Annotated in this window: 23 protein-coding genes; 17 read left to right on the top strand and 6 right to left on the bottom strand. The window is 61.8% G+C overall.

Going from position 1 to position 18,387, the window contains the following annotated elements:
- Positions 1 to 61 precede the first annotated feature (61 nt).
- The 6 genes from AO692_RS31765 (at position 62) to AO692_RS31740 (ending at position 5,571) form a co-directional block, all read left to right on the top strand.
- Positions 62 to 1,147, top strand: coding sequence for a branched-chain amino acid ABC transporter substrate-binding protein (locus AO692_RS31765; protein ID WP_054314046.1), 1,086 nt, complete (start codon positions 62 to 64; stop codon positions 1,145 to 1,147).
- On the top strand, positions 1,147 to 2,154 hold the full coding sequence (locus tag AO692_RS31760) for a P1 family peptidase (protein WP_054314045.1): 1,008 nt from the start codon (positions 1,147 to 1,149) through the stop codon (positions 2,152 to 2,154). The genes AO692_RS31765 and AO692_RS31760 overlap by 1 nt, the downstream gene beginning before the upstream one ends.
- 58 nt (positions 2,155 to 2,212) lie before the next feature.
- Positions 2,213 to 2,935: a DUF2259 domain-containing protein gene (locus AO692_RS31755; protein WP_054314088.1), complete on the top strand. Its 723-nt coding sequence runs from the start codon at positions 2,213 to 2,215 to the stop codon at positions 2,933 to 2,935.
- Between the two features lie 77 nt (positions 2,936 to 3,012).
- Positions 3,013 to 3,468: a hypothetical protein gene (locus tag AO692_RS31750; RefSeq protein WP_244483574.1), complete on the top strand. Its 456-nt coding sequence runs from the start codon at positions 3,013 to 3,015 to the stop codon at positions 3,466 to 3,468.
- Positions 3,469 to 3,529: 61 nt separating this feature from the next.
- Positions 3,530 to 4,831: an adenylosuccinate lyase gene (gene purB, locus AO692_RS31745; protein ID WP_054314043.1), complete on the top strand. Its 1,302-nt coding sequence runs from the start codon at positions 3,530 to 3,532 to the stop codon at positions 4,829 to 4,831.
- Positions 4,832 to 4,836: 5 nt separating this feature from the next.
- Positions 4,837 to 5,571, top strand: coding sequence for a metallophosphoesterase family protein (locus tag AO692_RS31740; RefSeq protein WP_054314042.1), 735 nt, complete (start codon positions 4,837 to 4,839; stop codon positions 5,569 to 5,571).
- Between the two features lie 56 nt (positions 5,572 to 5,627).
- On the opposite strand, the gene AO692_RS31735 is transcribed toward AO692_RS31740, so the two are convergent.
- Together AO692_RS31735 and AO692_RS31730 are read right to left on the bottom strand one after the other, a co-directional pair.
- On the bottom strand, positions 5,628 to 6,122 hold the full coding sequence (locus tag AO692_RS31735) for an N-acetyltransferase (RefSeq protein ID WP_054314041.1): 495 nt from the start codon (positions 6,120 to 6,122) through the stop codon (positions 5,628 to 5,630).
- 16 nt (positions 6,123 to 6,138) lie between these two features.
- Positions 6,139 to 7,041 (bottom strand): VOC family protein, encoded by a 903-nt coding sequence (locus tag AO692_RS31730; protein ID WP_244483573.1) that lies wholly within the window; start codon positions 7,039 to 7,041, stop codon positions 6,139 to 6,141.
- Positions 7,042 to 7,199: 158 nt separating this feature from the next.
- Here AO692_RS31730 and AO692_RS31725 point away from each other — a divergent pair, with 158 nt between their 5' ends.
- Entirely contained in the window at positions 7,200 to 7,748 is a 549-nt protein-coding gene (locus AO692_RS31725; protein WP_054314040.1) for an alpha/beta hydrolase, read from the top strand.
- Positions 7,749 to 7,804: 56 nt separating this feature from the next.
- Here AO692_RS31725 and AO692_RS31720 read toward each other — a convergent pair whose 3' ends face one another.
- Both AO692_RS31720 and AO692_RS31715 read right to left on the bottom strand, forming a co-directional pair.
- The gene (locus tag AO692_RS31720) at positions 7,805 to 8,578 is read right to left on the bottom strand and encodes an HpcH/HpaI aldolase/citrate lyase family protein (RefSeq protein WP_054314039.1); all 774 of its coding nucleotides are present in this window, start codon (positions 8,576 to 8,578) and stop codon (positions 7,805 to 7,807) included.
- A 209-nt stretch (positions 8,579 to 8,787) separates the two neighbouring features.
- A complete protein-coding gene (locus AO692_RS31715) occupies positions 8,788 to 9,108 on the bottom strand; it encodes a DUF1476 domain-containing protein (protein WP_054314038.1) in 321 nt (106 codons plus the stop codon).
- 284 nt (positions 9,109 to 9,392) lie between these two features.
- Here AO692_RS31715 and purC point away from each other — a divergent pair, with 284 nt between their 5' ends.
- The 6 genes from purC (at position 9,393) to AO692_RS31685 (ending at position 12,887) form a co-directional block, all read left to right on the top strand.
- Positions 9,393 to 10,184, top strand: coding sequence for a phosphoribosylaminoimidazolesuccinocarboxamide synthase (gene purC, locus AO692_RS31710; RefSeq protein ID WP_054314037.1), 792 nt, complete (start codon positions 9,393 to 9,395; stop codon positions 10,182 to 10,184).
- 114 nt (positions 10,185 to 10,298) lie between these two features.
- Positions 10,299 to 10,541, top strand: coding sequence for a phosphoribosylformylglycinamidine synthase subunit PurS (purS, locus tag AO692_RS31705; RefSeq protein ID WP_054314036.1), 243 nt, complete (start codon positions 10,299 to 10,301; stop codon positions 10,539 to 10,541).
- Between the two features lie 29 nt (positions 10,542 to 10,570).
- On the top strand, positions 10,571 to 11,077 hold the full coding sequence (locus AO692_RS31700; RefSeq protein ID WP_054314035.1) for a hypothetical protein: 507 nt from the start codon (positions 10,571 to 10,573) through the stop codon (positions 11,075 to 11,077).
- Between the two features lie 3 nt (positions 11,078 to 11,080).
- Positions 11,081 to 11,749 carry a phosphoribosylformylglycinamidine synthase subunit PurQ gene (purQ, locus tag AO692_RS31695; RefSeq protein WP_054314034.1) on the top strand — a complete coding sequence of 223 codons (669 nt, stop codon included), beginning with the start codon at positions 11,081 to 11,083 and terminating at the stop codon, positions 11,747 to 11,749.
- A gap of 55 nt (positions 11,750 to 11,804) precedes the next feature.
- Positions 11,805 to 12,224 carry a hypothetical protein gene (locus AO692_RS31690; protein ID WP_054314086.1) on the top strand — a complete coding sequence of 140 codons (420 nt, stop codon included), beginning with the start codon at positions 11,805 to 11,807 and terminating at the stop codon, positions 12,222 to 12,224.
- A 15-nt stretch (positions 12,225 to 12,239) separates the two neighbouring features.
- A complete protein-coding gene (locus AO692_RS31685) occupies positions 12,240 to 12,887 on the top strand; it encodes a Pr6Pr family membrane protein (RefSeq protein ID WP_054314033.1) in 648 nt (215 codons plus the stop codon).
- Positions 12,888 to 12,942: 55 nt separating this feature from the next.
- Here AO692_RS31685 and AO692_RS33045 read toward each other — a convergent pair whose 3' ends face one another.
- Together AO692_RS33045 and AO692_RS31680 are read right to left on the bottom strand one after the other, a co-directional pair.
- Entirely contained in the window at positions 12,943 to 13,140 is a 198-nt protein-coding gene (locus tag AO692_RS33045) for a hypothetical protein (RefSeq protein WP_152980048.1), read from the bottom strand.
- A gap of 30 nt (positions 13,141 to 13,170) precedes the next feature.
- Positions 13,171 to 13,416, bottom strand: a complete 246-nt coding sequence (locus AO692_RS31680; protein ID WP_054314032.1) for a DUF1127 domain-containing protein — start codon at positions 13,414 to 13,416, stop codon at positions 13,171 to 13,173.
- A 90-nt stretch (positions 13,417 to 13,506) separates the two neighbouring features.
- Between AO692_RS31680 and AO692_RS31675 the strand changes: the two genes are divergently transcribed.
- From AO692_RS31675 to AO692_RS31660, 4 genes are all read left to right on the top strand, one after another.
- On the top strand, positions 13,507 to 14,925 hold the full coding sequence (locus tag AO692_RS31675) for a PLP-dependent aminotransferase family protein (protein ID WP_054314031.1): 1,419 nt from the start codon (positions 13,507 to 13,509) through the stop codon (positions 14,923 to 14,925).
- Between the two features lie 194 nt (positions 14,926 to 15,119).
- Positions 15,120 to 17,345 carry a phosphoribosylformylglycinamidine synthase subunit PurL gene (gene purL, locus AO692_RS31670; RefSeq protein WP_054314030.1) on the top strand — a complete coding sequence of 742 codons (2,226 nt, stop codon included), beginning with the start codon at positions 15,120 to 15,122 and terminating at the stop codon, positions 17,343 to 17,345.
- Positions 17,346 to 17,362: 17 nt separating this feature from the next.
- Positions 17,363 to 17,596, top strand: coding sequence for a BolA family transcriptional regulator (locus AO692_RS31665; protein ID WP_054314029.1), 234 nt, complete (start codon positions 17,363 to 17,365; stop codon positions 17,594 to 17,596).
- Between the two features lie 113 nt (positions 17,597 to 17,709).
- Entirely contained in the window at positions 17,710 to 18,369 is a 660-nt protein-coding gene (locus tag AO692_RS31660) for a class I SAM-dependent methyltransferase (protein ID WP_244483572.1), read from the top strand.
- Positions 18,370 to 18,387: the final 18 nt, after the last annotated feature.

The raw sequence follows: 18,387 nt of genomic DNA, 5'->3' as shown, positions 1-18,387 counted from the left end.
TCATGCTCTCGGTCTGGATCGAAACCGGTTCGGAAACCGATGGGGGAGACAGTTTACCGGTATGCGACTGCCGCACGCACTCATAGCCCAAATTGGGGGCCTGATCGGAGGGCTGATCCTGACCGGTGGCGCCGCTGCCGCACCACTCAATATCGGCGTCGCGGCGCCGCTATCCGGCCCTTCCACGATCCTCGGCAAGCAGATCGAATATGGCGCGAGGCTGAGCGCCGGCGCCCTTGACGCTGAAACCGTCGTTGTCGACGATAAATGCAGCGCGGAAGGCGGTGCTGCGGCCGCCACGCAATTCGTGTCGGCCAAGGTCGACGCCGTTGTCGGCTTCCTCTGCACGGAGGCAATCGAGGCAGCGATGCCGATCCTCAAACAAGCCGGCATCCCGGTCATCACACTTGGCGTACGCACCGAGGGTCTCACCGACCGGCGGGCCAAGACCGGCTGGCCGGTGTTCCGGCTCGGTCCGCGCGGAGATGCAGAACGTGATGCCGCGGGCACAATCCTGTCCAAGTTGTGGCGCGACGTATCCTTTGCCGTTGTGGATGACGGCACCATTTACGGGCGGGAACTGGCCGAGGCGGTTCGCGCGACAACCCAGCAAGCGGCGCTGAAACCGGTGTTCACGGACACGTTCCGCCCTGAGCTCGACAACCAGGTCGGCTTGATTGGACGTCTCAGCAAAGCCGGTGCCGATGCCGTCTTTGTCGGCGGCGATGGCCGCGACGTTGCCATCATGGCGCGCGATGCGGCCAAATTAGGCTCCGAGATGGTGTTTGCCGGTGGCGAAGCGTTGCGCGGAGCCGGAAACGACGTACCTTACGCCGCAGGCACGCTGATGATCGCCATGCCGGAATGGGCAGATGTCGCGGACAAGAGGACGCTTGACCTCTTTTCCGTCGGCAAGATCCTCCCCGAGGGTTACGCGCTGCCTGCCTTTGCCGCGGTCGAGATCGCGGACACAGCCAAGAAGGCGGCCGCAGCCGACGGGAAGCCAATGGCGACAATATTGTCTGCGCGGATCTTCACGACGTCCATCGGCCCGATCACCTTCGACGCCAAGGGTGACCTGACCCAGAATCCCTATCGCGCCTTCCGCTTTGACGGCACACGCTTCATGCCTCTCGAGGAGCAATGATGTTCCGTACTGGCCAACGCAATCTGATCACCGACGTCACTGGCCTGCGTGTCGGCAATGCCGGAGACGCGAAGCTGAAATCGGGGACCACCGTTCTGGTTTGCGACAGGCCGGCTGTGGCCGGGGTGCAGGTGCTGGGAGGCGCGCCGGGCACGCGCGAGACCGACCTGCTCGAGCCGCACAATTCGGTCGAAACCATCAACGCGCTGGTGCTTTCGGGCGGCTCCGCCTTCGGCCTCGACGCCGCCTCCGGCGCGCAGGCGGCGCTGCGCGAACACGGCATCGGCTTCGAGGTGGCCGGCTTTCGCGTTCCGATCGTGCCGGCAGCCATTCTGTTCGACCTTCCGAACAATGGCGACAAGAATTGGGGGCGTTATCCGCCCTATCGCGAATTTGGGTACGAAGCCACGAGTGCCGCTTCGGTAGATTTCGAAATCGGTAGTGCCGGCGCCGGCATCGGCGCAACGACTTCGGGGATCAAGGGTGGGCTCGGCTCCGCTTCGACTGTGTTGGACAACGGCATCACGGTCGGCGCGCTGGTCGCCGCCAACTCGACCGGTTCGGTGACCGTCGGCCGTAGCCGGCATTTCTGGGCAGCTCCCTTCGAGATCGGCGATGAGTTTGGAGGGCTGGGCTATCCTTCCCCTCTCCCCGAAGACAGCCGACATATCCGGCTGAAATTCCGCGACAATCCGGTTGGCGCCAACACCACCATCGCAATCATTGCAACGGATGCGGTGCTGACCAAGGCCGCGGCCAAGCGGCTGGCGATCGCGGCGCATGACGGCTTCACGCGTGCCATCTGGCCGACACATACGCCGGTGGATGGAGACCTCGTGTTCGGCCTGGCGACAGGCGAGAGCGGTATCGTACCCTCGCCGGTCGAGGCCATAGACCTTTATGCGGCTGCGGGCGCCACCATGGCGCGGGCGATCGCTCGCGCCGTCTTCGAAGCCACGCCGTCGGAAAGCGATCTTTTTCCCACCTGGTCTTCGCTGAAAGGCTGAGTGCACAGAAGCGAGTTAGCGGGCATATTAGGCAGAGGAATTCGAGAGGGGGCGAATGATGCGGCTGGTGAAACTGACAGCTTTGACAAGCGCGCTGTGCATCGCGGCGGGCGGCGTATGGGCCGGCGATATCGCACAACTGCAAATCCTCGGTTTCAGCAAGAGCGGCGGTGTCTTCGCCTTCGAAGAATATGGCGTCCAGGATGGCTCCGGTTTTCCCTATGCCAACCGCTACTACATCGATACGGCGACCGATACGTTCGTCAAAGGCACGCCGGTGCGTGTGCGGCTCGATGACGAAGCCGCCACGTTGCAAGCGGCCCGCAGCAAGGCCCGCGAACAAGGCGAAGCCATCGTCAAGCAGGCCGAACTTGACGCCAATCCAGGCTTCACGGCCGGCAGCAATCCGGCGACCGAGCTCTCAGCCGATCCACAGCGCATGGTCGTCAATCCACGCCCGGTCTTTCCGGCGATCGACGAAGCGCTGGAGTTCAGGCTGAACGAGTTCGCGCTGAGTGGTGACGATGTCTGCGCCAGCCAGGGCGAGACCAAGGGTTTTCGTCTCCTGCGCATCGAAGCGAGCCCCAACGGCACGACGAAGCTGCTGCATGAAGACAAATCCATCCCGAAAAGCCGCGGCTGCCCCAATGGCTATGGCATTGGAGCGGTGCAGACCTACGCTGGCGACAGCCTGTCGGCCTACGCCGTACTGATCTGGACACGCGGTTACGGTTTTGAAGGTCCGGACTATCGCTGGATCGCGGTGACCGGGCGGCTGTGACGGCCTCCGCTTCACCAGCTTCGACAGTCCGCGCCGGCGGGGCAACAGCGACGCGCCTGCGTCTGGCTCTCCCTGCATTGCATACGGCCCTTCTCGGCACCTTCGCCTGGGCTCTTTCAATGGGTGCCAGCGCCTATGCCAGGCTGTTGATTGCCGACTGGCAGACGCCCGGCGGCATCGTGGCAGTCGTGCTGCTATTCACCGCCGGAGGAGCGCTTGCCTTTCCGCTTGGCTTGTACACGGCGCGGCTCATTGCCCTCGGTCGATCAGGCGAAGTCGCGTTCGCTGCCTTTCTGGCCTGCCTCATCGCGGCGACGATCGCCTTCACCGGCGGGCTCTACGCACTGCAATACCGCTCCTACTATGCCGAATGGCACGGCCCCCCTTTCAGCGTGCGCTGGTTCTTCCAATTCGCCTTCACCAGTGCCGGCGCTCTCTACCAGTTCGCCATTCTCGGCATTCGCTTTTATTTTCCACTCGGCTTCGTCGCGCTGTTTGCCGCTGCGCTGTGGTTTGTCCGTCAGCCGCGTTGAGCATTTTCTCCCGCTCTGTTAGGACGCGGCGTAAGTTTTCCCGAGACATCAGGACGGACCGATGATCCCACGCTATTCCCGGCCGGAAATGGTCGCCATCTGGTCACCGGAAACACGCTTCCGCATCTGGTTCGAGATCGAAGCCTATGCTTGTGACGCACTGGCGGAACTGGGCGTCATTCCAAAGGAAGCGGCGAGAACCATCTGGGAGAAAGGCGGCGCTGCGAAGTTCGACGTCGACAAGATCGATGAGATTGAACGCGTCACCAAGCATGACGTGATCGCCTTCCTGACGCACCTCGCCGAATTCGTCGGACCGGATTCGCGCTTCATCCACCAGGGCATGACGTCGTCCGACGTGCTCGACACCTGCCTTGCCGTGCAGCTCACCCGCGCCAGCGACATCCTGCTGGCCGACATCGATGCGTTGCTGGCAGCGCTGAAGCGGCGCGCATTCGAGCACAAGGACACCGTCACCATCGGCCGCAGCCACGGCATCCACGCCGAGCCCACCACCTTCGGCGTCAAGCTGGCGCAGGCCTACGCCGAATTCAGTCGCTGCCGCGAACGGCTTGTCCATGCGCGCGAAGACATCGCCACCTGCGCGATTTCCGGCGCCGTCGGCACCTTCGCCAACATCGAACCCTATGTCGAAGAGCATGTGGCTGAAAAGCTTGGCCTGAAGCCGGAACCGGTGTCGACACAGGTCATTCCGCGCGACCGCCATGCCATGTTCTTTGCCACGCTCGGCGTCATCGCCTCGTCGGTGGAACGGCTCGCCATCGAAATCCGCCATCTGCAGCGCACCGAAGTGCTGGAAGCGGAAGAGTATTTCTCGCCCGGTCAGAAGGGTTCGTCGGCGATGCCGCACAAGCGCAACCCGGTGCTGACCGAAAACCTCACCGGCCTCGCCCGGCTGGTTCGCGGCATGGCACTGCCGGCGATGGAGAATGTGGCACTCTGGCACGAGCGCGACATTTCGCACTCCTCGGTGGAGCGCATGATCGGACCGGATGCTACCGTCACGCTGGATTTCGCCTTGGCGCGCCTCACCACCGTCATCGACAAGCTGCTTGTCTATCCTGAAAACATGGACCGTAACCTCAACAAGTTCCGCGGCCTGGTGCACTCGCAGCGTGTGCTTCTGGCGTTGACACAAGCAGGTGTTTCTCGTGAGGACGCTTACCGGCTTGTCCAGCGCAACGCCATGAAAGTCTGGGAACAGGGCGCTGATTTCCTTGAGGAACTGCTTGGCGACAAGGACGTGACGGCAGCACTTTCGGAAGCCGAAATTCGCGAGAAATTCGATCTCGGCTACCACACCAAGCACGTCGATACGATCTTCAAGCGCGTATTTGGATAACGTTCATGCGGCTGGCGGTCATTTCCGATATCCACGGCAATCTGCGCGCGCTGGAAGCGGTGCATCGTGAAATCAAGGCAGCCGCGCCCGACCTGATCGTCAATCTGGGCGACTGCCTGTCCGGCCCGCTCTGGCCGGAGGAGACCGCGCAATATCTGGTCGCCCAAGGCTGGCCGACCGTGCGCGGCAATCATGATCGGATACTCGCCGAAACACCGGTGGCCGAACTTGGTGAGCCTGACGCCTTTGTCTATAGGCACCTTTCCAAAACCGCGAAGGAATGGATTGGAGAATTGCCCGCCACGATCAGCCTGGAGTCGGAAATCTTCCTTTGCCACGGCAGCCCGTCGAGCGATGAAATATTCCTGGTCGAGGACGACGGCGGCAACCACTTCTTCCCGTCCACGGAAAGAGAAGTTCGGCGCAAGCTCGGCAATGTCACGGCGGAACTCGTGCTGTGCGGCCACTCACACACGCCACGCGTCGTCTTCGTCTCTGAACGCCAGACAGTCCTCAATCCGGGCAGCATCGGCGTGCAGGCGTTTCCTGGCCTTACCGCGACCGGCAGCCCGCATGCCCGCTATGCGATCGCCACGCGCCAGAACGGCAGGTGGTCGTTCGAGCTGCGCGCCATCGATTATGACTGGGCAGAGGCTGCGCGCCGTGCGGAAGCCAGCGGCTTCGCCAATTGGGCGCATGGGCTTGCGACCGGCTTCGCTGCCGACGCCATCGATAGCTGACTAAATCAGGCCGCCCCTGGGGGCCACAGGAAGACTGGCTGCCCCCGACTGGGAACCTAGCTTCCGAAAGCTCGAGCAAACCTGAGCGTACCGCGTGGCACGGGGCCGCGCAGAACGAGCCGCTGCACATATTTGGTATCGACACCCAGATATGTCAGTTGTCCGTCGCTCACGAAGCCCGCATGGCCATACACGTCAGGATTTCCAATCAGCGCGCATCCGCTGGCACCCCGCTCATCCAGCAGCTTCAATCCGGCAGCAATCAACGCCTTGCCGATGCCCTGGCGCTGCCTGCCGGGTTTGACCGATATCGGGCCGAGCCCGAACCAGTTGTCGTGGACGCCGTCGATCGTAACAGGCGAAAACGCCACGTGGCCGACGATCTCACCACCATCCTCAGCAACCAGCGATATCGCCAGGTCGCCGTCCGCGCGTAACGCACGGATGATATCGGCCTCCGTGTCGTCGCTGTAGGCTATAGGCTTGAACGCAGTCCATGTAAGCTCATGGATCGCGTCGTGATCAGCGGGCATTTCCGACCGGATCAGCATTTCATGCAGGAACTCTTCATGCAGGAACTCCGGGCACTGCGCGGATCACCGTACCCCAGGGATCGACATAGGTCGATGGCGCCTTGGCTTCCGACGAGCGCATCTCGACCCAGGACAGTCCCGAACGGCCGGCGTCACGTTTGCCGGCGCCCGCGCTCTGCCAGGTATTGGCACCGATATGATGGTGATAGCCGCCAGACGACAGGAATACCGCCTGCGAGCCGTATTTCGTGACCGTATCGAAGCCGAATTCGGTGTTCCACCAGGCCTCGGCCTCGTTCGGATCGCCGACCCGCAGATGGACGTGACCGACGACTGTGTTTTCCGGTGCGCCCTTCCAGCCGGTATCGCCGGCGGGCACGGAACCGATCACGCCGGGGATGTCCATGCGCATCGTCGCCATCTCGACGGTCGGCCCGTTCCACTTCCACGTGTCGTGCGGACGATCGGCATAGATCTCGATGCCGTTGCCCTCCGGATCGGTGAGATAGGCGGCTTCCGAGACCAGATGGTCGGAGGCGCCTTCCACGGCGATCTTGTTTTCGATGGCGTGGTTGATCCAGCGACCGAGATCGGCGCGGCTGGGCAGAAGGAACGCAGTATGGAACAGGCCGGCGCTGCGCGGATCATCCGGCTTGGCGGCCGGGTCACGCTCCAGCACCAGGAGTGGGCGGCCTGCCGCGCCCAGCGTGATCGTTTCTCCATCGCGGCCAAGTTCTTCCAGACCAACGACAGTTCGGTAATACGCGGCGAGACTGTCGGCGTCGCGGGCTTTCAACCCTACGCGAGCGACGCTGACCGGTGTGGTGGCGGCAAAGGGCAAAGTGCTCATCCTGGTCTCCGAGCGAGCCGCAGCGGTGATGGCTCCCAGAGCCAGCGCACCGGTTGCGCCCATCATTGTACGTCGCGTCAGTCGCAAAATCCTATCTCCGAAGGTACGCGGCGGTGATTGTGTCACCAAGCAAATGGAAGATTTCCATCGTTCACACAAGGCGGCAAAAATCGAACACGTCGTTCACATGGCGACGACGATGCCGCACCATTGCGCCGGGCGACGCCGCTCGCTACATCGGAGCCATGAAAGTCAAGGACACCGACATCCTCATCGTACCCGGCTACACCAATTCGGGGCCTGACCACTGGCAGAGCCGCTGGGAGGCGAAACTATCGACCGCGCGGCGCGTGGAACAGGCAGAATGGTCGAAACCCGTTCGCGAAGACTGGACGGCTCGCGTCGCCGAAGCGGTCAATGAGGCTACCAAGCCGATCGTGCTGGTCGCGCATTCGCTCGGCGTGCCGACCGCGATCCAGGCGTTGCCGCTGTGCAAGAAGCCGATTGCCGGTGGTTTCTTCGTGGCGCCGCCGGATGTCGCCAATCCGAAGATCAAGCCCAAGCACCTGATGACCTTCGGCCCCTACCCGCGCGACCCGCTGCCATTCCCCTCAATGGTGATCGCCAGCCGCAACGACCCGTTCTGCGATTTCGAGATCGCGGAGGACCTTGCCGGTGCATGGGGTTCGCTGTTCATCGACGCCGGCGAAACCGGCCATCTCAATTCGGAATCCGGTCACGGCCCATGGCCGGAAGGCTCGATGACCTTCGCGCATTTCCTGTCGAGATTGTAGCGAGGTAGTGAGTAGTGAGTGGATTAGCCTATCACTACTCACTACCTCGCTACTCACTATTCACCGATCGACGCTTTCACGCTCGCAAGCAGCGACTTGGCACCAAGCCCAACCAGTGCTTGTTCGGACCCCATGGCGAGAAGCCGGTAGCCCATCTTGACGAGACGTCCGCTGAGGCCTGCATCCAGAACGTAGATCGCCGCATGCTTGCCCGCCTTGCGGCTGCGCTCGGCGATCAGCGCGACGGTCTCCATCATGTCCTCGAGCGTCGAGTCCACGACCGCGCCATTGCTCCAGGCGATCGAGAAATCCGAGGGGCCGACGAAAATGCCGTCGATACCGGGCGTTTCGAGAATGCCGTCCAATGCAGCGAGCGCCGCACGCGTCTCGACCATGGCGAAAGCCAGCGTGCGTTGATTGCTCTCCTTCAGCCAGTCGGCCTGCGTGCCCTTGCCATGGCGCGGAAAAGCATAGGTCGGACCCCAGGAACGTTCGCCAAGCGGCGGATATTTCATCGCCGCGGCGAAAGACTTGGCGTCAGCCACCGAATTGACCATCGGCGCGATCACCGCCTCGGCGCCGAAATCCAGCGCGCGGCTGGCCATGTCGAAACGACCGACCGGAATGCGCACCAAGGCCGGCTTGCCGACGGACTGAATCGGCGCGATCGAGCGCAGCACACTGTCCTCGTTGTGGCCGCCATGCTGCATGTCGAGCGTCACCGCGTCGAACCCCTGCCTGGCGACGATCTCGACGGTCAATGCATCCGGCACCCCGGACCAGGCGGTGCACAGCGTTTCATCGGCTTCCAGGCGGGCTTTCAGGGACATCGGCGATTTCCTCTCCAGAGCAATTCCAACAAAAGCGCGAAGCGCCTTTGCGTCCGGAACTGCATAAAAACAAAAAGCAGGAGCGTTTCCGTGAAAACGGGAACGCTCGATTTGAATCCAGTTTCAGCCGGAAATGACGGAAAAGGCAAAGAAAAACCGCCCGGAAAAACCGGGCGGTCCATTGGTCCAGTCGTTCCGGCGCCCGGTGATCAGGTGTTCTTGATCTGCTCGATGGCCTGGGCCATCAGTTCATCCATGGTGCGACGGATCTGGTGATCGGACTGGTCGATATTGGCAGCATCGAAATCCTTGCGGATCTTGCGGAACACGTCATGGTCGCCCGCTTCCTCGATGTCCGAGACCACAACTTCCTTGGCATAGGCGTCGGCATCGGCGCCGGTCTTGCCCAGCTTTTCGGCTGCCCACAGGCCGAGTGCCTTGTTGCGGCGCGCGTTCGCCTTGAAACGCAGTTCCTCGTCGAAGACGAACTTGCGCTCGAAGCCCTCTTCACGGTCCTTCATGCTGCTCATCGCAAATCCTCCGGTGGAACCGATTCGGTTGGTGGTCGATATATCGCTATCGGGATTTCTCAAACCAAATGGCTGGCGCGCGGTCAATATGTGATCTTACCTATCGCTTGCTTGTTGCGTTGCGGCATTTCGGCCCGGAAAGCAGTGATTCAACCGATTTGCCGATTGAGCGACGCCCACGATTGCGGTAGAGACCGCGATTGAGACCCATAGCCGCCGCCACGTGCCGCGAAAGAAAGGGACCGGTCATTGCCGCCTGCCCTTCCAACCAGAGAAAAAACCAGATGAAGTCACGCCGCCGCATCTACGAAGGCAAGGCCAAGATCCTCTATGAAGGGCCCGAGCCCGGAACACTGATCCAGTTCTTCAAGGACGATGCCACCGCGTTCAACAAGAAGAAGCACGAAGTGGTCGACGGCAAGGGCGTGCTCAACAACCGCATCTCCGAGCACATCTTCAACCATCTCAACCGCATGGGTATCCCGACCCACTTCATCCGTCGGCTCAACATGCGCGAGCAGCTGATCAAGGAAGTCGAGATCATTCCGCTGGAAGTGGTGGTGCGCAACGTCGCCGCAGGCTCGCTGGCCAAGCGGCTTGGCATCGAGGAAGGCACCGTCCTGCCGCGCTCGATCATCGAATTCTACTACAAGGCCGATGCGTTGGACGATCCGATGGTGTCGGAAGAACACATCACGGCTTTCGGCTGGGCAAGCCCGCAGGAAATCGATGACATCATGGCGCTGGCCATCCGCGTCAACGATTTCCTCTCCGGCCTGTTCCTCGGCGTCGGCATCCAGCTCATCGACTTCAAGATCGAATGCGGCCGCCTGTTCGAAGGCGACATGATGCGCATCGTCGTGGCCGACGAGATTTCACCCGACTCGTGCCGCCTGTGGGATGTCGCCACCCAGGACAAGCTCGACAAGGACCGTTTCCGCCGCGACATGGGCGGGCTGGTCGAGGCCTACCAGGAAGTGGCGCGCCGCCTCGGCATCATGAACGAGAACGAGCCAATGCGCCCGACCGGGCCGGTTCTGGTCGCCTCAAGCGGCCCGAAGGACACCAAGCACTGAGACGACACCCCGCGCCGGCCTCTTACCCGAAGTCGGCGCATCCGGTTCCTGGGGCAGCTTCCGCCGGAGCCGACCAAACGACCATCCGGACGACTACAACGAGGATTGCATAGCGTGATTAAAGCCCGCGTCACCGTAACCCTGAAAAATGGCGTGCTCGACCCGCAGGGCAAGGCAATCGAACATGCCTTGGGCGGCCTCGGCTTCGACGGCGTCGGCCAGGTGCGCCAGGGCAAGGTGTTCGACATCGAACTCGATGGGACCGACAAGGCCAAGGCCGAGAACGAACTCAAGGCCATGTGCGACAAGCTGTTGGCGAATACTGTGATCGAGAATTATTCGGTGAGCTTCGTCTAGCCGTGACAAAGGTGGCGATGAGCAATCGTATGAAGAAGCTTATCGCAACGACGCTCCTCGCATCGATGTCGCTGGGAGGGCCGGCAATTGCGATGCAGCTTACCGACCTGAGCAAGGTCGATACCAAGGCGCTTGCCGGCAAATGGTCGACGAAACCCCAGGGCAAGCGGCTCGTCCTGTCCTGCAGCGATTGCAAAGGGTTCACGGCAATCGATGTCCAGCTCTCGAAAGCGCCGCTTGGCATGGAGGATCGCGTCCGCACCGGCAAGACAACGGCGCAGACAATGTTGGACATATGCAAGAAAAATGCCGCCAAAAGCGGCACTGAATGCTACAGCTTGAAAAAATCGAACCTCAAGAATGCCGTCGGTTTTGTCAGTGACGTGAAGATCTCCGACAACATCTATGCCAACACCTACACGCTTTATCAGGATCACCAGTTGCTGCTCATGCGTTGCATTGCCAGCAGCCGTGCAGAGGCCAAACGTGTCGGTGCCCTCGCTTTTCAGAAAATTGCTCCCCAGATTGTGCGATAGACCATGAAAACAGCCGTCGTCCTTCTCCCCGGCCTCAATCGCGACCGCGATATGATCGCGGCACTGACCAAGATTTCCGGCACCGCACCGGCCACGGTCTGGCAGACCGATACGGAAATCCCCGATGTCGACCTGATCGCCATTCCCGGCGGCTTCTCGTTCGGCGACTATCTGCGTTGCGGCGCGATCGCGGCACGCTCGCCGGTGATGCGGGCGGTGGCTGAGAAAGCGGCCAAGGGCGTGATGGTGGTGGGCGTCTGCAACGGGTTTCAGATCCTGGTCGAGGCGGGCCTTTTGCCCGGCGCACTGATGCGCAATGCGTCGCTGAAATTCGTCTGCCGCGAAGTGAAGCTGCAGGTCGCCAACGCCAACACGGCGTTTACACGAGGCTATCAGCCGAACCAGATCATCCGCTGTCCGGTGGCGCATCATGACGGCAACTATTTCGCCGATGCCGACACGCTCGCTCGCATCGAAGGCGAAGGCCGCGTCGTGTTCCGCTACGCCGAAGATACCAATCCGAACGGCTCGATCAACGACATCGCCGGCATCATCAACGACAAGGGCAATGTACTCGGCCTGATGCCGCATCCCGAGAACCTGATCGAGGCGGCGCATGGCGGCAACGATGGTCGTGCCCTTTTCGAAGGCGCGCTCGGCATCGCTGCCTGAACACGACCTTTTCAACACCACTGAAATCTTATCTCGACTTGGGGAAGCCGAAACGATGAACGCAGCAAAGACGGCCATTCGTTTCGGCATTGTCGCCCTCGCAAGCCTCGCACTGGTGGCTTGCCAGTCGAAGTCCTATAACTCCGCGCCCAGCGGCGGCGGCAAAAGTGCTTCGCTGCGCGCCATGGAACAGGTGGCGATTGCTGCGCACAAATGCTGGATCGCTTCGAAGGACCCGGCTTTCAAATCCTACCAGATGGCCAACGAGCTGAACAATTTCGGCGGCACACCGCGCTTCCTGCTTGTGCCGGCCAAGCATTATGGCGGCAAGCCGCTGCTGGTGGTGCAGGCACGCGGCAACTCCAACCGGGTCGAAGTGTTCGGCCCGCTGATGAGCGAACCGCTCTCCGGCCGCATCGGTTCCGATATCGCCCGCTGGCAGACCGGCAGCAGCGACTGCGGCGCAAAAGCATAGGCAACTGAGCACCCGATGGGGCGCATCCTGCAGATTGCCGAACTGGTGGTAGGCTTGGCCGGTCTGATCCTGCAATTCGCGATCACCATTCCGGCTTCGATGGCCGCGGGTCGCAGCCTTCTCGGCTCTGTCGTCTTCTATTTCAGCTTCTTCACCATCCTCACCAACATCGCTGCGGTGATGGTCCACATCGCGTTGCTGTCCTCCACGGGCAATGCCTGGGTGCAGGCTTTCGCCTCGCCACGGCTGCGTGCCGGCGTTGCGGTGGCAATCAGCGTCGTCGCCATCGTCTATCTCGTCGTGCTGGCACCGCTATGGCAGCCGCAGGGATTGTTCCTGTTGTGCGACATACTGCTTCACTACATTGCGCCGGCGCTGTTTGTGCTGTGGTGGCTGGCGGCCGGGGCCGATGGCACGTCGCGCTGGGGCGACATTTTTGTGTGGCTTGCCTATCCGGTGCTCTACGTCACCTACGCGCTTGCCCGCGCGCCTTTCGCGGGCGAAGTACCCTACCCGTTTCTTGATATCGGCAAGAATGGTTTTGTCGGCGTGGCGACCGCAGCGCTTGGCGTCGCAGCGTTGTTCGTGATCCTCGGCATCTGCGCTGTCGCCACGGACAAAGTCGTTGGCAGGCGACGCGCCGGCAAGGTGCAACCGAACTAGGAAACTTTCGCCATTGACGGTAACCGTCTCTCGGAGATTTCCGTTTGATTTCGGCTCACATCGTTCCTGGGCGCGGCGGCATGCCGAGTTCGGCAAGCTGCTCGTCATCGAGCTCCATCAGACCGCGGCGCGTGAGCTGATGTTGCGGCAACGCGTTCCACCAGCGCAGCAAATTGTCCAGCGAGCTCGTAAAAGTCGGAAGCGCCCACCCGGTGGAGCGTATAGGCGCAGGGTATCTCTTTTTCCGTTCCATATCGCACCTCGTCTCAACGAGCACCGCGGCTCAATCCAAGAAGGAACGCATTCCTTCGCGATAAGCGTCTGCGCGCGAAATCCCGATGTCCTTCAATTGCTCGTCAGTCATTTCGAGCAAGATCTTTCGGCTGCGATGACGCTCCAGCGCGAATGACAGCCAGGCTGAAAACGAGACCATCATCACCGTCACACGACGACCAAAACCAGAATGGCCTGATGGTTGCTCGATCGGAGAAGATTGTCTCCGATAAATTGTCTCTATTGCACTCGTCATAACGGCACCATTGTCACAATCTCCGCAACAATCGCGGTGCAATCCATATGTATTGACTCTTCAATTGATACAATATACTAAATTGTCACCATGACAAATTGGCTTCCCGACCTATCCGCCGGCACAGGCCCGCTGTATCAGCGCCTGGCAGACCGCATCGAAGCGGATATCGACCGTGGCGTGCTTGGTCCCGGCACGAAATTGCCACCACAGCGCGATCTCGCTTACGACATCGGCGCGACCGTCGGCACGATCGGCCGCGCCTACCAGTTGCTGCGAGAGCGGGGACTGGTCAGCGGGGAGGTTGGTCGCGGCACCTATGTGCTGGAACGCCATTCCGCCAACACGCCAGCGGGCGAGCCCGCCCTCCCCTCCCATCCCGAAGGCACACGTCTTGCCGTGGTGCCGGCGGGCAAGCTGCGTTTCGACAGCACGGCAGCGCCCGACACCGGTCAGGGTGGTGCCATCACCGAGCTTCTGACCCAGATCGCGCGCGAGCACGCCTATGAAATCGCCAGTTATACGCGTGACTTCCCGCAGCACTGGATGGAGGCCGGCAGCCTGTGGCTTGCCCGCAATGGTTTTCGCCCCAGCCCGGACAGCATAGTGCCGACACTCGGCACCCATGCCGCTGTGATGGCAGCGATTGCAGCGCTCACGGCACCCGGTGATTACATTGCCTTTGAGCACCTGACCTATTCGCAGGTGTCGCGCAGCGCAGGACTGATCGGACGACGCATCGCGCTGGTTGGTTCCGACGCCGAGGGCATCGATCCAGAGGACTTCGAGCATGTCTGCGCGCAGAAACATCCCAAGATGATGTTTCTGATGCCGACCGTGCAGAACCCGACATTGGCCACGATCGACGTCGGGCGCCGGCGTGACATCGCGCTGATCGCGCGGGAATACAATGTGCTGTTGGTCGAGGATGACCTTTATGGCGGTCTCACCGACGACAAGACACCGCTGCTGGCCGAATTCGCACCGGAGCGCACCATTGTCGCTGGCGGCCTGTCGAAATCGGTGTCTGCAGGGGTGCGCGGCGGCTGGCTGTCCTGCCCACCCGCCTACCGCCACCGTATCCAGGTGGCACACAAGATGCTGACCGGAGGCCTGCCGTTCCTGCTTGCCGAAGTCGGCGCCCGACTGGTGCTGTCCGGCAAGGCGCATGAAATCCGCCGCGACAGCATTCGCGAGATCGACGCCCGCATCGCCGTCGTGCGCGAGAAGCTCGCCGGTTTCGCTTTTCAGGCACGCGACAACGTGCCCTTCGTCTGGCTCACTTTGCCCGACCCCTGGCTTTCCGGCACTTTCAAGAAGGCATCGTTTGAGAACGGCGTGTTGCTCGACGATGAGGACGAATTCAAAGCCGGCCGTTCCGAACAGGTCTTCCATGGCGTGCGTTTTGGCGTCTCGGCGCCAAGCCAGCGCGGCGAAGTCGCGCGCGGTGTGGAAATCATCCGCAGACTGCTGGAAGAAGGCCGCGCGGGTTACGATTCCTTCGGCTGAACCGCCGGCAATCCCGGTGGCACCGCCCAGTCCAGCACTAAAGAGCTCGCGAAACCCTCTTATTCAGGCGCACAAGTCCAGCCAGAAGCAAACTGCCTGTGGCATGCGGCCTTTTTTCTGAAATCGGCAGTGTCGCAACGCCGGCTGTTCGGCTATAGGGGCCGCAACACGCTTTCGGAGCTGCCCGCCGCACCATGACCATCTCCAACACCGTGAAAATCACGCCAGAGCTGATCGCCGCCCATGGGCTGAAGCCCGACGAATATCAGCGCATCCTCGACCTTGTGGGGCGCGAGCCGTCTTTCACTGAACTCGGCATCTTCTCGGCGATGTGGAACGAGCACTGCTCGTACAAATCCTCCAAGAAGTGGCTGCGTACCCTGCCGACCAAAGGGCCACGCGTTATCCAGGGCCCCGGCGAAAATGCCGGCGTGGTCGATATCGGAGACGGCGACGTCGTCGTCTTCAAGATGGAGAGCCACAACCACCCCTCCTTCATCGAACCTTATCAGGGCGCAGCCACCGGTGTCGGCGGCATCCTGCGCGACGTCTTCACCATGGGGGCACGGCCTGTCGCTGCGATGAACGCGCTGCGCTTCGGCGCGCCTGACCACCCCAAGACCCGCCACCTCGTCGCCGGCGTGGTCGCCGGCGTCGGTGGCTATGGGAATTCGTTCGGCGTGCCGACCGTCGGCGGCGAGGTCAATTTCGACGCCCGCTACAACGGCAACATCCTGGTCAACGCCTTCGCAGCAGGCCTCGCCAAGGCTGACGGCATCTTCCTGTCGCAGGCCAAGGGCGTTGGCCTGCCGGTCGTCTATCTCGGCGCCAAGACCGGTCGGGACGGCGTCGGCGGCGCCACCATGGCCTCGGCCGAATTCGACGACAAGATCGAGGAGAAGCGCCCGACGGTCCAGGTCGGCGATCCCTTCACCGAGAAATGCCTCCTGGAGGCATGCCTGGAATTGATGGCGTCGGGCGCCGTCATCGCGATCCAGGACATGGGGGCCGCCGGCCTCACCTGTTCGGCCGTCGAAATGGGCGCCAAGGGAGATCTCGGCATCGAGCTCGACCTCGACAAGGTGCCGGTGCGCGAAGAGCGCATGAGCGCCTATGAAATGATGCTCTCCGAGAGCCAGGAGCGCATGCTGATGGTGCTGCGCCCCGAAAAAGAACAGGAAGCCGAAGCGATCTTCCGCAAATGGGGGCTCGATTTCGCCATCGTCGGCAAGACCACCGACGACCTGCGCTTCCGCGTCCTGCACCAGGGCGAGGAAGTCGCCAACCTGCCGATCAAGGAACTGGGCGACCAGGCGCCTGAATATGATCGCCCGTGGGTGGAGCCTGCCAAGCATGCGCCGCTGGCGGCCAACGACATTCCACAGGCTGACGTGGCCGACGCGCTGCTGAAGATGCTCGGCGGCCCGGATCTCTCGTCGCGCCGCTGGGTGTGGGAGCAGTACGACACGCTGATCCAGGGCAATTCGCTGCAGATCCCGGGCGGTGACGCGGGCGTTGTGCGCGTCGACGGCCACGCCAGCAAGGCGCTCGCCTTCTCCTCCGATGTCACGCCACGCTATTGCGAGGCCGATCCCTACGAGGGCGGCAAGCAGGCCGTAGCGGAATGCTGGCGCAACCTGACTGCGACGGGCTCGCTGCCGCTCGCAGCCACTGACAACCTCAATTTCGGCAATCCGGAACGGCCCGAGATCATGGGCCAGTTCGCCAAGGCCGTCACGGGCATCGGCGATGCCTGCCGCGCACTCGACTTCCCGATCGTCTCGGGCAACGTTTCGCTCTACAACGAAACCAACGGACAAGGCATCCTGCCCACCCCGACCATCGGCGGCGTAGGCCTGATCGACGACTGGTCGAAGATGGCGAAGCTCCGCTTTGCCGGTGAAGGCGAAGTCATCCTGCTCATCGGCGGCCCCGCCGGCTGGGGCAGTCACCTCGCCCAGTCGATCTATATGCGTGACATCCATAACCGCAGCGACGGTCCGCCGCCGCCGGTCGACCTGGCCCATGAGAAGAAAGTCGGCGACTTCGTGCGCAAGCTGATCCTCAGCGGCACGGCAACCGCCGTGCACGATCTGTCGGATGGCGGTCTCGCCGTGGCGCTGGCCGAAATGGCGATGGCGTCCGGCATCGGAGCGACCGTACCCGGCCTGAGCGATGCCAATCCGATCCCGGTCTTCTTCGGCGAAGACCAGGGCCGCTATGTCGTGACGGTGAAATGTGCCGGCCAGTCGGAAGAATTGCAGGCTCTATGGGCCGAAGCCAAGGCGCTGGGCATCTTTGCGCCATGGATCGGCAACACCGGCGGCAGCGAATTGAAACTGGGTTCTGCGCGCGCCATATCAATCGAAGACTTGAAAGCGGCGCACGAATCCTGGTTTCCTCGCTTCATGGGGAACTGAACAAGAAGGAACGTCCCATGGCTATGGACTCCCGCGACATCGAACGGCTGATCAAGGAAGGTATTCCGGACGCCAAGGTGACGATCCGCGATCTCGCAGGCGATGGCGACCATTACGCGGCCGAAGTCGTGGCCGAGAGCTTCCGCGGCAAGAACCGCGTGCAGCAGCACCAGATGGTCTACGACGCGCTGAAGGGCAATATGGGCGGCGTGCTGCATGCCCTCGCCCTGCAGACCAGCGTACCTGAATGAGCACGCAGGTGCTCTGATTACCTCTTATGTCGACAAACTCCCGCGCAGGCGCTGATCAGCCTCTCGCAAAACGCGCTTATGCAACCTTCGCAGAGCGTTATGATCGTGCGGCCGTGACTAAACCGCACAATGCGCTTTACGAACGCCCCGCCTCGCTGGCGCTATTGGGCGATGTAGCCGGCCTCGATGTGCTCGATGCCGGTTGCGGCTCCGGCATCGTCTCCCAAATCCTGGCGGATGCAGGCGCACGGGTCCGGGCCTTCGATGTCACTCCCGAAATGGTAGAGCTGGCCCGTAAGCGGTGTGAAGGGCTTGACGTCGAGATTCGAGAAGCTGATTTCAGGCACCCACTCGATTGGATGCCCGACGCGAGCGTCGATCGCATTCTTTGCTCGCTTGCTCTCGATTATGTCGAGCAGTTGGAGACTGTGTTTCGCGAGTTTGCGCGCATCGCACGCGCCGGCGGCTTGCTGGTCTTCTCAATGAGCCATCCGATGCGCGACTGGATGGATTCCAGCACGCACGGCGGGAAATCCTATTTCGAAACCAATCGCTGGGGGACACACTGGACCGGCTTCGGGCGGCCTTACCCCTATGTGGAATCCTATCGTCGTCCACTGCAGGATATCCTCAACCCACTCACCGCATCCGGCTGGTGTCTTGACCGCTTCGTTGAGCCGCTACCCGCGCCTGAAATGAAGACGACCGATGCCAGGCATTTCGCCGAACTGTCGCATATGCCTGGCTTCATCTGCATACGCGCACGCAAATAAGTCACGCTTTTTCAGGCT

Source organism: Mesorhizobium sp. 1M-11, assembly GCF_001303895.1.
Lineage (GTDB): Bacteria > Pseudomonadota > Alphaproteobacteria > Rhizobiales > Rhizobiaceae > Mesorhizobium.
This window is presented reverse-complemented; position numbering and strand designations above follow the sequence as displayed.